Origin of the sequence: Fluviicola sp. (genome assembly GCF_030151805.1) — a bacterium.
In the GTDB taxonomy this organism is placed as follows: domain Bacteria; phylum Bacteroidota; class Bacteroidia; order Flavobacteriales_D; family Crocinitomicaceae; genus Fluviicola.
The window spans coordinates 1-12,976 of record NZ_JASLCN010000144.1; the positions used below are offsets into that span (position 1 = coordinate 1).

The 12,976-nt window shown below is 41.6% G+C and carries 15 protein-coding genes; 6 read left to right on the forward strand and 9 right to left on the reverse strand.

The features are described 5' to 3' along the window. Positions 1–624: hypothetical protein (locus tag Q1V93_RS05500; protein WP_300662549.1), on the forward strand; the 624-nt coding region annotated here is incomplete at its 5' end. Between the two features lie 122 nt (positions 625–746). Then, complete coding sequence (locus Q1V93_RS05505) at positions 747–1,112, forward strand: hypothetical protein (RefSeq protein WP_300662552.1); 366 nt, start codon at positions 747–749, stop codon at positions 1,110–1,112. Positions 1,113–1,219: 107 nt separating this feature from the next. On the opposite strand, the gene glmS is transcribed toward Q1V93_RS05505, so the two are convergent. Genes glmS through Q1V93_RS05520 form a run of 3 tightly spaced genes read right to left on the reverse strand, consistent with a single transcriptional unit; the run spans position 1,220 to position 5,243 of the window. After that, entirely contained in the window at positions 1,220–3,064 is a 1,845-nt protein-coding gene (gene glmS, locus Q1V93_RS05510) for a glutamine--fructose-6-phosphate transaminase (isomerizing) (RefSeq protein WP_300662554.1), read from the reverse strand. Between the two features lie 2 nt (positions 3,065–3,066). Further along, positions 3,067–4,416, reverse strand: coding sequence for a DUF4270 family protein (locus tag Q1V93_RS05515; RefSeq protein WP_300662556.1), 1,350 nt, complete (start codon positions 4,414–4,416; stop codon positions 3,067–3,069). Next, positions 4,413–5,243 carry a glycogen/starch synthase gene (locus Q1V93_RS05520; RefSeq protein ID WP_300662558.1) on the reverse strand — a complete coding sequence of 277 codons (831 nt, stop codon included), beginning with the start codon at positions 5,241–5,243 and terminating at the stop codon, positions 4,413–4,415. The genes Q1V93_RS05515 and Q1V93_RS05520 overlap by 4 nt, the downstream gene beginning before the upstream one ends. A gap of 115 nt (positions 5,244–5,358) precedes the next feature. Here Q1V93_RS05520 and panC point away from each other — a divergent pair, with 115 nt between their 5' ends. The 4 genes from panC to Q1V93_RS05540 all read left to right on the forward strand — a co-directional run bounded on the left by panC (position 5,359) and on the right by Q1V93_RS05540 (position 8,186). Beyond that, the gene (gene panC / locus Q1V93_RS05525; protein ID WP_300662560.1) at positions 5,359–6,198 is read left to right on the forward strand and encodes a pantoate--beta-alanine ligase; all 840 of its coding nucleotides are present in this window, start codon (positions 5,359–5,361) and stop codon (positions 6,196–6,198) included. A 125-nt stretch (positions 6,199–6,323) separates the two neighbouring features. Beyond that, positions 6,324–6,674 (forward strand): aspartate 1-decarboxylase, encoded by a 351-nt coding sequence (panD, locus tag Q1V93_RS05530; protein ID WP_300662561.1) that lies wholly within the window; start codon positions 6,324–6,326, stop codon positions 6,672–6,674. After that, positions 6,674–7,699, forward strand: a complete 1,026-nt coding sequence (locus Q1V93_RS05535) for a lysylphosphatidylglycerol synthase transmembrane domain-containing protein (RefSeq protein ID WP_300662563.1) — start codon at positions 6,674–6,676, stop codon at positions 7,697–7,699. The genes panD and Q1V93_RS05535 overlap by 1 nt, the downstream gene beginning before the upstream one ends. Beyond that, positions 7,671–8,186 (forward strand): adenylyltransferase/cytidyltransferase family protein, encoded by a 516-nt coding sequence (locus Q1V93_RS05540; protein WP_300662564.1) that lies wholly within the window; start codon positions 7,671–7,673, stop codon positions 8,184–8,186. The genes Q1V93_RS05535 and Q1V93_RS05540 overlap by 29 nt, the downstream gene beginning before the upstream one ends. Here the strand turns inward: Q1V93_RS05540 and Q1V93_RS05545 are convergent. The 6 genes from Q1V93_RS05545 to Q1V93_RS05570 all read right to left on the reverse strand — a co-directional run. Next, a complete protein-coding gene (locus tag Q1V93_RS05545) occupies positions 8,183–8,653 on the reverse strand; it encodes a hypothetical protein (RefSeq protein ID WP_300662566.1) in 471 nt (156 codons plus the stop codon). The genes Q1V93_RS05540 and Q1V93_RS05545 overlap by 4 nt on opposite strands. After that, complete coding sequence (locus Q1V93_RS05550; protein ID WP_300662569.1) at positions 8,637–9,623, reverse strand: hypothetical protein; 987 nt, start codon at positions 9,621–9,623, stop codon at positions 8,637–8,639. Before Q1V93_RS05550 ends, Q1V93_RS05545 begins: the two co-directional genes overlap by 17 nt. 104 nt (positions 9,624–9,727) lie before the next feature. Next, entirely contained in the window at positions 9,728–10,621 is an 894-nt protein-coding gene (locus Q1V93_RS05555; protein ID WP_300662572.1) for a hypothetical protein, read from the reverse strand. Further along, a complete protein-coding gene (locus Q1V93_RS05560; protein ID WP_300662575.1) occupies positions 10,605–11,516 on the reverse strand; it encodes a PASTA domain-containing protein in 912 nt (303 codons plus the stop codon). Before Q1V93_RS05560 ends, Q1V93_RS05555 begins: the two co-directional genes overlap by 17 nt. Beyond that, complete coding sequence (locus Q1V93_RS05565) at positions 11,513–12,217, reverse strand: hypothetical protein (RefSeq protein WP_300662578.1); 705 nt, start codon at positions 12,215–12,217, stop codon at positions 11,513–11,515. Before Q1V93_RS05565 ends, Q1V93_RS05560 begins: the two co-directional genes overlap by 4 nt. A gap of 1 nt (position 12,218) precedes the next feature. Then, on the reverse strand, positions 12,219–12,976 hold a 758-nt coding region (locus Q1V93_RS05570), incomplete at its 5' end, for a hypothetical protein (RefSeq protein WP_300662581.1).

Genomic DNA, 12,976 nt, shown 5'->3' on the forward strand with positions numbered 1-12,976 from the left:
TGCGAAAAATCGGTAGTTGATTTTACACGAATGTCTGATTTTTCCATTGTCAGTTACATGGAAAGCAAAAAGCATGAATCGGTTTGTGGGCGTTTTACGGAAGAACAATTGAATAAAGATTATCAGTGGATGAAACCACAGAGTCATGCTTTGTCTTTCGATTTGAGAGCTGTTGTTTTGGGTTTGGCGCTGAGTACTTTTTCAGCTTTGCATTCCCAGGCTCAAAATTCGACAGCAATTGAACAACGTGATTCTGTTGGTACAAGAATTCCGGAACGGGAATTTCAAGGCCGGATTATCAGTCATTATTACGATCATACAAAAGATGCCTTTGCAGGCGGTAAGATCATTCTTTCCGGAAGCGGCGGCAACGGTTTGGTAAAAGTGTTTTTACTGGATAGTACGTTTCGGGAAATTGAGGTGATTACTCCGACAAAAACCGGAAGTTTCAGTATTCCTTTGGATTGGTCTAAAAAACCGGCAGGAATAAAAGTGACGGCTCCGGGATATTATCCTCAAACGATTTATTTCAGCAGACAGGCAACAATCGACAAGCTGGAAATTACCTTGCATAAGGAAAAAATGATTGTGAAAGGAAAAGTCCTTCCGAAAGGATTGGAATAAAATGGAATCATTCGATGAAAGAAGTCATGATGAAATGTTGTGTTGATTTGAAAACGGTGTTACCCGGCTTTATGTTGTATTACTTATGTGCTCATGCAAGTTATGGACAAACGCCTACTAAGATGAGTACAAAGCAGGCGGATTCTTTATACAGAGCTTTTACTCCTAAAGGTGCTGTCTATGTTGATCATACCGGAGAACGATTTCTCAGCGGGAATGTTTTCGTTCCGGATAACAATTACAGATTGGTAACGATTAAATTGATGAACGCTGATGGTGTTGAGATTCAGAAAATAATTCCGGATGAGAAAGGAAGCTTCAAAGTGATACTGGACTGGGTAAAAAAGCCGGCTTCTATTTGGGTGTCTGCTTATGGATACCAGTCTGAAGCGATTTACCTGAATAATTTGCCATCGTTACAAAGCGTAACCATTTCTTTGGTGAAAAGAACGTATCATGCGGATAAAGAAGAAGTCCAAAAAGAATAAACAGACCAATTAAAAATTTCTACCAATAACCTCCAATGACAGAAAAAGCCGGGCGAAAATTTTTTCGCCCGGCTTTTTTATAAACTGTTGTTATGATTCCTTTTCGTTTATTCTACTGTAACGGATTTTGCCAGGTTTCTTGGCTGATCCACATTACAACCTCTCATCACAGCGATGTGATAGCTTAAAAGCTGCAATGGAATAGTTGCCAGAATCGGAACCAAATGCTCGTCTGTATCCGGAATTTCGATCACGTGATCCGCCATTGCTTTCACATCTGTATCACCTTCCGTAACGATTGCGATGATTTTTCCTTTACGTGCTTTCACCTCCTGGATATTGCTCACGACTTTTTCGTAAGAAGTGCCTTTTGTTGCGATCACAAAAACAGGCATTTCCTCGTCGATCAAAGCAATTGGTCCGTGCTTCATTTCTGCAGCAGGATAACCTTCTGCATGGATATATGAAATCTCTTTCAGTTTCAAAGCTCCTTCCAATGCAACCGGGAATGAACTTCCGCGACCCAGGTAAAGCGCGTTTGTTGCGTCTTTATAGATTTTTGCAATTTCCTCGATTTCTGCATTGCGCTCCAGAATGCGCTTCACTTTTTCCGGGATGATTTCCAGTTCAGACAACATGGTTCTGAATTTGGATTCACTCAAGGTTCCTTTTTTATGAGCTAAAGAAAGCGCCATCAAAGTCAAAACGGTTACCTGTGCGGTGAATGCTTTGGTCGATGCAACTCCGATTTCCGGCCCTGCGTGCGTATAAGATCCTGCATCCGTAATACGCGAGATGGATGAACCTACCACGTTACAAATTCCCAGAATCGTTGCGCCTTTTGATTTTGCCAACTCCAAAGCTGCTAAGGTATCTGCAGTTTCTCCGGATTGAGATACAGCGATTACAATATCGTTTTCAGTGATAATCGGATTGCGGTATCTGAATTCGGAAGCGTATTCAACCTCGACGTTGATTCTTGCCAAATCTTCAATCAAATATTCTCCCACCTGACAAGCATGCCAGGAAGTCCCGCAAGCGATCATGACCAGGCGCTGTGCGTTGATCATTTTCTGTTCATAATCTTTGATTCCTCCTAAAGAAACCCATCCTTCCGAAGCGTTCAAACGTCCGCGGAAACAATCCTTGATAGAACGTGGCTGCTCGTGAATTTCTTTCAGCATGAAATGCTCGTATCCACCTTTTTCAAGTGCTTCCAATTGCATTTCCAGTTCCTGAACGTAAGGAGTTTTCGGTTGGTTACGCAGGTTTGTAATGTTCAATCCTGTTACCAGGTCAACTACGGCAATTTCTTCGTCCTCGAGGTAAACGACCTGGTTGGTGTATTCGATGATCGGTGTTGCGTCAGAAGCTAAGTAGAAATCGTTTTCTTTTCCGATTCCGACAACCAACGGAGAACTTTTCCGTGCTGCGATCAATTGATTGGGGTTGTCTGAAGAGATTACCACGATGGCATAAGCTCCGATCACGTTTTGCAATGCGATGCGAACAGCTTCAGCCAAATCTACATTTTCTTTTTTCTGAATATCGTCAATCAGGTGAACCAATACTTCGGTATCTGTTTGACTTTTGAAATGGTATCCGCGAACGATCAACTCTTCTTTCAGACTGTTGTAGTTCTCAATGATTCCGTTGTGGATCAATGCGATCTTCTCGTTGTTAGAGAAATGAGGATGTGCGTTCACATCGTTCGGAGCTCCGTGAGTTGCCCAACGTGTGTGCCCGATCCCTGCATGCCCGGCAAGATTTTTACCAGCTGCGAATTCTTCTAAATTGGACACTTTCCCCTGACGTTTGTACAGGTTCACTTTCCCTGAATCCAAAAGTGCAATTCCTGCACTGTCGTATCCACGATACTCCAAACGCTTTAACCCTTTAATTAAAATCGGGTAAGCTTCCTTCTTTCCAATATATGCTACAATTCCACACATGTCTATTTGAATTCAGTGTATTTAATAACCAATTTAGGTTTTGTTTTGTAAGATGATGCCGGACCATTAAAAATAATGCGTTCAGCTGTGCAATTAAAGTATCTGGAATCCTGAAAAAGATATAGCCCTCTGTTTACAGCCTTTCCTGAAACAACATCCTGGATATAATCTCTTAAATCAAGAATAAATGCCTTTTGGTTATTGTCATAAGCAGCTGTTCGGAACGTTACAATTTTTCCGGCATCCGTTTTATATCCGATTTCCAGTTTTACACTTGGATAATAATAACTTCCGGTTTGATAAGATACGGGAAGGTAAAGCAGCGCGTTGTTGATTAACGATTTGCTGCTGATATTGCTGACCGACGGGAATTCGATCACAGCTCTGTTATCGAAAGATTGCGTATAGAATTGCGTTTGACCGTTTAAAGGATTTGCAAGTACGTCGGCAATGTGATAACCTGTGTGATTGACTTCTACGTGGTTGAAGTCGGCACAGGAATTATTCACCACCAACTCAATTCTTTTAAGCTGCGTAGGCGCCGATGAATGTTTAAAGTAGATGGTCAGTCGTGTTTGACTGTTCCCCAGGTTAAAGTACAAAACGGCTCCCTTTCCGCTTGCGGGAGTTGTATTTGCGACTTTTATTTTCAATCCTTTAAAGTAACCGGAAGTCAAAAATGCATCGCTGTTTGCAAAAGCACTGTTTCCTGCTATGATATCATTTACGAACTGTTGTCCCAGGGCGTTATCCAGTTTTAAACGAAGCTGCGGATTCAATGTATCACTGGCGTTACCGTCTCCATCCTGATCAATGCGGATTTTGGCAGTGGTATTCGGTGTTTGTGTCGCTGATCCGGGATCTACCAGGTTCGAACCCATGGTTGCTTTGGTTGTATTTCTGTAATAATCTGCGTCTTTATCCAGTTCCTCGGAAAGTTGGTAAACTTCAAAGGTTTGCGGATCCAGTTTACCGTAATAGCCGCCATAGTTTAAACTTAAGATCACAGAGTCAACAAGAGCTGTTCCCGGTTCGACTGTAACTAACCCGCTGATGGTAAACTGAGAATACACCGAAGCATCTACAATTCCGAATTTCGGATCATGGTAAGCGCCTATCGTTCCAAATATCTGGTTGTCTGTTGGAAGAGTGTCTTCAGAAACGGAATATGTTTTCAGTTGAAAAGTGTCTTTTCCACCTGCCGCTAAAAGGTCTTCCACACTCAGTGCTTCAGTCCCGAAAGAGGACGATTTCTTCTTGCAGGAAGGTAAAACGGAAATAGCTAAGACAAAACAAGCGGAAAGTAAAATTGCTTTCCGCCAGTTGTTATGTAGTTTTTTTAGATTCATCATTGTATCAAAATGCCTTCTTCTATGACTTTGTCAAAGAACTCTGATAGTCCTTTTGTTAAGTGTTCTTCAGGTAAATAATTTAGTTTCAAACAAGTTGCTTCATCGTATACTTTTTGCAAATCAGCCGGAATGGCTTCGCTACTTTGAACAACTCCGTCAGAGAACGTAACAGCAGCTTTAGTTATTGCATCCAGCGTGGGCGATTTAACTAAATTTGTGACTTCTTCATCAAAACCGTCAAATTTCAGTTTTTCGTGAAAGCGCTCATCCCAGGAAGATTCGAAACCTTCCTTGTGGTCATAAATGCTGTAAACGACTTTGGTGTCTGCGAAATGGGGATCCTTGTTGTAAATCTTCTTGATATACAAAGGCATCAACGAAGTCATCCATCCATGACAATGGATTACGTCCGGTTTCCATCCCAATTTCTTAACAGTCTCCAAAACACCACGGCAGAAAAACATACTTCTTTCATCATTGTCTGTGAAATCGGCACCTTTGTCGTCTGCAACATTGGTTTTGCGTTTAAAGAACTCATCGTTATCGATGAAATAAACCTGAAGACGTGCAGCAGGAATTGACGCTACCTTGATAATCAACGGATGATCATTGTCGTCAATAATGATATTCATTCCCGAAAGGCGGATTACTTCGTGAAGCTGGTGTCTTCTCTCATTAATACTACCAAAGCGAGGTGTGAAAACGCGTATCTCTTTACCATTCTCCTGAGTTCCTTGCGGAAGTTTGCGAGCGTTGTGAGAAATTTCTGTTTTAGCAAGAAATGGATATATTTCCTGAGAAACAAAGAGAATTCTTTTCTTTTCCATAGAATTCGATAGGGGAATTTTTGAATATTACAAGTGCAAAATTAAGAAAAAAACACGGAATCTTCAAGATATTAATATAGTTTTGCCTGCTTGTTTTGAACGAAAGGGGATAAATGTGGAAATAATTAACACGGTTGAGGGGCTAAAACAGGCTCTGAACTCATTCCGGAAAGAAGGTAAACACATTGGTTTTGTGCCAACTATGGGAGCATTGCACCAGGGGCATATGGACTTGGTAAGTCGCGCTGGCGCTGAATGTGACGTGGTTGTGGCGAGTGTTTTTGTAAATCCGACCCAATTCAATAATCCATCCGATTTAAAATTATATCCACGCACTCCGGAGGCAGATGCTGAGTTGTTGAAAAAATTTGGTTGCGACTTCGCTTTTTTTCCTTCGGTGGATGAAATTTATCCCGAAAACTGGATAGTTCCCCGGGTAGATTTAGGAAGTTTGGATCGGGTGATGGAAGGTCGGTTCAGACCAGGGCATTTTAATGGCGTTGTTCAGGTTGTTTCCCGGCTTTTTGAAATCGTGGAACCGCACAAGGCTTTTTTCGGACTGAAAGATTTTCAGCAGGTTGCAGTGATCAAACGAATGGTTTCCGAATTGAAGATGCCGGTTCAGATCGTTGCCTGTGAGACTTTGAGAACTGAAAAAGGTTTGGCAATGAGCAGCAGGAACAAACGCCTGTCTGACGAACAAAAAGAAGAGGCTTTGATTATTTACAAAACGCTTTCTAAGGCAAAACAGGATGCTCGGGTATATTCACCTTCCGAAACCCTGAAAAGAGCGAGAGAGTTCTTTGAAGCAGGAAGTCTTCGATTGGAATATATGAATATTGTTCACCCGGAAACCCTGGAAGATTTAACCGGCGACTGGATGCCCGGAGCAACGATGTGTATTGCTTGCTATTGCGGCGAGGTCCGATTGATTGATAATTTAACTCTTTTGTAATTACGAATTCCCAATTACAAATGCCGAATGAAGGAGTTTGCAATTATTAATAAGATTCTTAATTGTAATCAGGCATTCATAATTCGTAATTATAGTACTATCTTTGCACTTCGATTTTTACAAACATGTTGATACAAGTAGTCAAATCAAAAATTCACCGCGTACGTGTAACTCAGGCAGAATTGAATTATGTTGGAAGTATTACCATTGATGAAGCATTGATGGAAGCGTCCAATCTGGTAGAAGGAGAGCGCGTACAAGTTGTTAATATCAATAATGGTGAACGGCTTGAAACATACGTTATTAAAGGTGACCGAAACAGCGGAACCATTTGTCTGAATGGTCCGGCGGCACGAAAAGTAGCTGTTGGTGATATGATCATTATTATCGGTTACGGTTACATGACTCCCGAAGAAGCAAGGTTATTCAAACCGGCTTTGGTTTTCCCGAATGAAATGACTAATTTGATAGTCTGATGAAAAAAGTTGCGGGTATCCTTCTAAAAACAGTTCTTCCACTGGCCTTAGGTGTATATCTGATTTGGTACTTTTTTCAGTCAATGGATCCCGAAGTCAAAGCGTATTTCTACAAAGCGCTTCGCGAAGCCAATTATTTTTGGGTCTTTTTATCCTTATTGCTGAGTTTCTTTGCGTTGCTCTCTCGAGCTTACCGTTGGAAGTATTTATTGGAACCGATGGGGTATAAAACTTCTTTCTGGAACCGTTATCATGCAATCATGATCGGTTATATTGTGAATCTTACGATTCCACGAGCAGGAGAAGCATCGCGGGCAGGAATGCTTTACCGTTCGGACGGTGTTCCGTTCTCGAAATCATTCGGAACCATTTTGGCGGAACGGGTGTTCGATTTAATCATGCTTTTATCCGTGGCGCTTTTAGCTTCGATTGTCGGGGCAGGCGATTTCTGGAAAATCAAAGGATTGATCGAAGCCAATTTTTCTGCTGATCCGGATTCTGCTTCAAAACTGCAGTTAATCAAGTGGATCGTTATCGGTTTTTTCCTGCTGGCATTCGGAATTGTATTCCTGATTAGAAAGATTCGCGATAAAGTATTCGGTTTCATCAAAGGCTTATTTGCCGGTGTTTTGTCTGTTTTCAAAACAAAGCATCCGTTTTCATTTATCGGACATACTTTATTTATCTGGATTCTGTATGTGGTTTATTTCGCGATTTGCTTTTTTGCCCTTCCCGAAACCTCGGAAGTTCCGCCAACCGGAATGCTGCTTGCCTTTTTAGCGGGTTCTCTCGGAATCACGTTGACCAATGGCGGAATCGGAGTGTTTCCCTTAGTTGTAGGATTGGTGATCGAATATTATTTGAAAGATCAATACGGAAGCCAGGCGCAAGGAATCGGTTACGCACTTGGAGCGATTATCTGGTCGTCTCAAACCTTGTTACTCATTGTCTTAGGATTGTTATCCTTTTTTCTGTTACCAAAAAACTATTCAAAAGATGGGGAAATTCGAACAGATCAGGAATAAGATCACTTCATTGGATGAAATGAGTCTTCGCATTCAGGATTGGAAACAATCCGGAGAAAAAGTGGTTTTCACCAACGGTTGCTTCGATATTTTGCATGAAGGACACGTGACGTACCTGGCAAAATCTGCTGATTTCGGAACAAAACTAATCATTGCAATCAACACCGATGCTTCCGTCAAACGACAGGGAAAAGGAGAGGAGCGGCCCATTAATCCGGAATCCTCGCGTGCTTTAATCCTGGCTGCTTTGGAATTTGTAGACGGCGTGGTGTTTTTTGATGACGACACGCCAGTTTCTGTGATTGAATTCCTGAAACCGGATGTGCTGGTAAAAGGTGCGGATTACGATGCCGCTGAAACGGATTCTTCCAGTAAAAAGTACATTGTGGGCCGCGAAACAATCCTGGCAAACGGTGGCGAAGTGAAAACCGTGAGTTTGGTGGAAGGTTTCAGCACAACGAATATTGTGAAGAAGCTGAAAGCTTAATCACCTTCCGTCTTCTGACTCTTCACATAAAAATGAATCCAGAAAATCAGCGACAATAATCCGATAACCATGGAAGGATAATAACTCCAGAACCGGAAACTGGAATAAAAACCCAGTTCATCCCTGGAAATTTCGATCAGCCTCCGAAGGTGTTTGATCTCGTAATCCTTTTTGGACAACAGCTCATATTTCAAATCAAATGATTCCAGTTTTTTCCGGAAGTCCGGAGATTTGAGAGCGTTCAATCCTTTTTTTAGTCTGTTCAGAATCTTAATTTCATCATACAGTACTTTGGATTCTTCATTCATGATGTCCAGCTTGTAATTCAGTTCACTTTGCCGGATTTCAATTTCTTTGATTTTATCCGTAGGATAGATGATATTAAACAGGATGGTTCCGATGCACATGGTTAACAGGAATTTGAACACATTGTCGCCGGATGCTAAAAAACTACTTGCTGTTTCCATAAGAATTGTTCGTTAGGCGGTCAAAAATGGAATCGTTTTCCACTTCCAGGTTTTTCCGGATATTTTGAATGGAATCCATATAAGGAATGTATTCTGTCGGGATTTTTTCGCGGTTTATCCTCACACAAATCTCCTCATGGGTGCAGCCATTCAGAAACATCGATAAAATCAGGCTGGTGATAATCAGTGACTTTCCGACCGGTAACTTGATATTAATGAATCCGGGAGAATTTAAACTCAGTTTGACGGTGGTGGCATCAATCTTTTCTCCGAAGTTGAAATCGGTGTTTACTTTGGAAATGAGTCCCAGATAATTATCAAACAAATCTTTCAGGTCGGTCAAACTGATTTCCGATTCTTTGTTGATTCTCAAAGACAAAAAGCAATCACCGTCCTTGAGGTATAATTCTTCCATTAAGGAATCAATGAAATCGGCGTGTTGTTTAATGGAAACAATGGTGTGGGAATGTTTTAGCAAATAGAACAACGAATTGTAATAATGGTGTTTGACAGAAGTTTTCAGCCAGTTGACTTTTCTTCGTTTGAGATAAGATCCTGACGATAAACAGGTTTCTGTTTCGGTATAAATTTCATCGTCGGCAATTTCACCGATGCTGAATTGATCTGTTTCTTCAGATGGAATCAGGATCACATCACCTTTTTTCAGGTTTTTAAATGTGAATAGTTTATTGATGGTTTTGGTAACGGATGATTTTTCTCCGGATCCTAACCAATCGTATGGAACGTTCCGGTATTTGTAACTGTTTGTGATGATGGATTTCCGGAGATATTCCAGGTTTTCTTCCCGGATATCGGAAGCAGAAATCAAATTCCAGTTGATTCCAATATACCCGTTTTGAATAAAATCAGCATAATCTTCTCCGTCAGCCCGGAAATACCAGTATTCCTTTTGGCTGTTTATTTCCGCAACATGATCGAAAATAATGGTCGTGTTTTTTCGGTGAAACATTTGGTGGTCAAGAATTTTGGTTGTGTTTAGCTGCGATGATTCAAAGTTCGGAACACGGAGTCGAATTCCGCATCCCGAACTTCTTTTATTCCTGTGTCTTAGAGTCAGGTAGTAACTGTAAGTTTCAGGACAGTATTGGTTGTGTTGACAAACGTTCCGGCTTCGGGAATCTGACCTGTGATCGGCATTCCTTCAACAGTTATTTCATCGTCAAGGGTAATTAAGGTTCCGTCAGGAGTTCTTAACTCATAGTTTAATCCGAGATTCTGAATGATTGCTTTGTTCTCTGAATTCCAGTTTTTACTGCTTAAATCCGGGATAACGCGAATTTCTGAGAATTGAAGCACCAGGATGGTGTTTGTTGTATTGGCAATCATTCCGGCTGAAGGAATTTGATTCCAGATCAATAATCCTTCCGGGAGTTCTTCGTTTGTAATCAACTCACCCTCAGGAGTTCTTAATTCGTAAGAGAATCCCAAATTCTGAATGATTTCTTTCGTGTCTTCTTTCCAGCTTAAATTGCTTAGATCGGGAACATTCCGGATTTCCGAGATGTTTTGAGGAGGTGGAGTAGGAACGATTTTGAACTTCAGTTTTGCCATTGCATTGGATTGTAGCCCGAAACGGTTGACATTTCCAGCATTCAACGGTGTTGCGTTGATTTTATACTTGGAAAGTGCATAGCCTCCGACCGGACTGGATTGCTCTGATTTCAAATCGAGCGACAAGGAAATTTGTGCTTCAACTTCTGTTTCCGGGATCGTGTAAAAAGTGGGTTGATAACCCATTTCACGAATCAGGCTCAGAAGTTTCAATTCGTCTTCTGTTCTCTCATCGTCTTTACTCAGATCGTAGATGTCGAGCGTTTGCTGTAAGGCTCCCTGGTCGAGTGCTGCCTGTGCATCGCCGACTCCCTGGCCAACAGAACTGATCAGTTCTCCCAGCGGACCACTAAGCAGTTCGCTGAATAATTGTACGGGATTATTTGGATTGCTCATGTTTACTAAAGATTACGGTTACTAATTGGTTCGGTTGAATGGTTTCTCCTTCTGCCGGAGATTGTTTGAAAGAATCGCCGTTTACGACTGTCAGGTTGTTCTGATAAACCGGATTTAATCTCAGGTTGAAACTTTTCAGAACTCTGCGTACAGCGGTTTCAGTCAATCCGCTTACGTCCGGCATGGTTAAAGAAGCAGCTTCTGAAGTTTGGTTCGAAGTGATATCAAAAACCAGCTCGCTGATCGCATTTCCATTGACATTTTCCGAACTGTCCGAATCAAGCAGGGTAGCGCTTACTGTGTCTCCGTCACGTTGAATCATCGCTTTCAGCTTCAAAGAAATATTCGAAAGCTTGAATGTGGAAGATTCGGACGTGTTTGTTGCAGTTTCGATTTCAGAAACGAGGTTCGAATACAGTTGATTGATCGGAAGCGGAGTTTTGTCGACCGGAGGAGCAATTTTGAAATGACTGGTGATCGGCAGAAAATCAGTGAATCGCGTGCTTGAATCTTTAATCAACTCTTCCGGAGCCAACCACAATACGCCGAAATTAATCTCAAGCGTTCCGCCGCTAATCAAATTAGCGGAAAATGTGCTTCCGATTACCGGTTGTTTGACCAAATCTTCATAACCTTCTGCCGGAATGACACGAATCGGTGGCAATACAGTGTTGTGAAGTGTTTCAAAAAGGGCAACTTCTTCCGGCGGCATTCCTGTTCGTTCTTTGCTGGAGATACTCAGAGCTCCTTTCGTGTTGAGCGATACGGCATACAGGTTGACCCAGCTTCGGTCTTCAAAGCTGTAATACTGAACAATGACCGGAAGTCCAGGTACGGAATTCCCGCTTGAGCTGAGAAGTGTGAGTTTGATGGATAAAATTTGAAAATCTGTCATGGCTTACTGATTGAGATGGATGAAAATTGTGTTCCGCTATTGGCTACAAAAACGAAGGTTTTTCCATAGTAATGGTCTACGGTATTAATTCTGCATTTAACAGAAAATGTTCCATCGCTGGAAGTGTAGCCATCTTTATCCGTTGAAAAAACAGGTGTTGTAACTGCTTCACCGGAATTGAATCCAAGAGAAGTTTCTTCGTCGAAATTGACTTCGATCCGCTGACCGGCTACGGGTTCATTGTTTGCTTGTAAAACTTTGAATGTGAGTTTCAAATAAGTGTATGTTGAATCGTAGTAGTTCACTTCACTTGTTCCTATCAAAGAGATTTGAGGTAGACCGTCGTTTGGCATCACGGCAACAAATCTTCCTGCAATGTTGCTGGTGATTGTTCCCAGGTTCTTGGATGTCGTTTCTGTGCTCCGGAACGGAACAAAACGAATGGCACCAACCGGAGAAATTTGTGAAAGACTTCCGCCTCTGAGAACGGGAGGAGTTGTACCACCTGTTTGGGTCGATTCGAATTGTGAAATGACTTCCAGGTTAAAATCCAGGTAGGGAATCTGATAGAGGGTGTTAGGCCTTCCGTATTCATCATACGGAGGCATGCTGCGAAGCTCATTTTGTGCTTCGTTCAAACTGTCGGCGATGCTGAGAAGTATGTCGTGCAAGGCCAGTGAATTGTATGCTGATTGACTCATGTTAATCGTATTTTTCTTTTTTTCGTTCTTTCATTCTGTTTGACCGTTCTTCTTCTTTTCGTTCGGCTTTCTTTCGGGACAATAATCCTTCTTTCTGTTTTTCGCGTCGTTCTTCTTCTTTTTGCCCTGCTTTTTTTGCTGAAGCATTTTCAGAAGCTTTACTTTGACGGTCATCCGGGGAAACTGTTTTTTCCAGATTTTTGGTCCTTTCCCTGATTTCGGAGAATGGCTTTTTACCTTGCTCAGAAAGCTGAGCGAAACGCTTCGCCTCCTCCAGTTTGTCTGAAAGCTTTCGAAGTGCGATCTTTTCCTTCAGTTTTTCCTTTACGCTTTCACGTTTTTCATCCCAATTGTCTTTGATTTTTGGAATTTGAACAGGAATCACGTTCGGTTTTTTTTCCTGATCGTTTTTTTTTCGAAACGTCACAAGATCCCTCTGTCCGAAATAATCGAGCGGCTTTTTATGCTCCTTTAATTGTCCGGGAACTTTTTCGGCCTTTCGGATTCGTTCGGTTAGTACTTCCTTCTTTTTTTCTATAACATCTTTCTGTTTCCGTAAACGATCGGTTTCAAACCGGGTTTTTTCGGAACTTTTTTGAGTAGATTTCAGTACTTTTTGGCTGGTTGAAGGATCCTGATCTGTTTCTTTTTTTTGCAAAAGTTTCTTCTGAAGAGCAAGTTTTTGTTTCAGTCGTTGCTGATTTTGTTCCCACTTTTCCAGTTCTTTGCTTTTGCGTGAGATCCGCTCTTCGAGTTTTT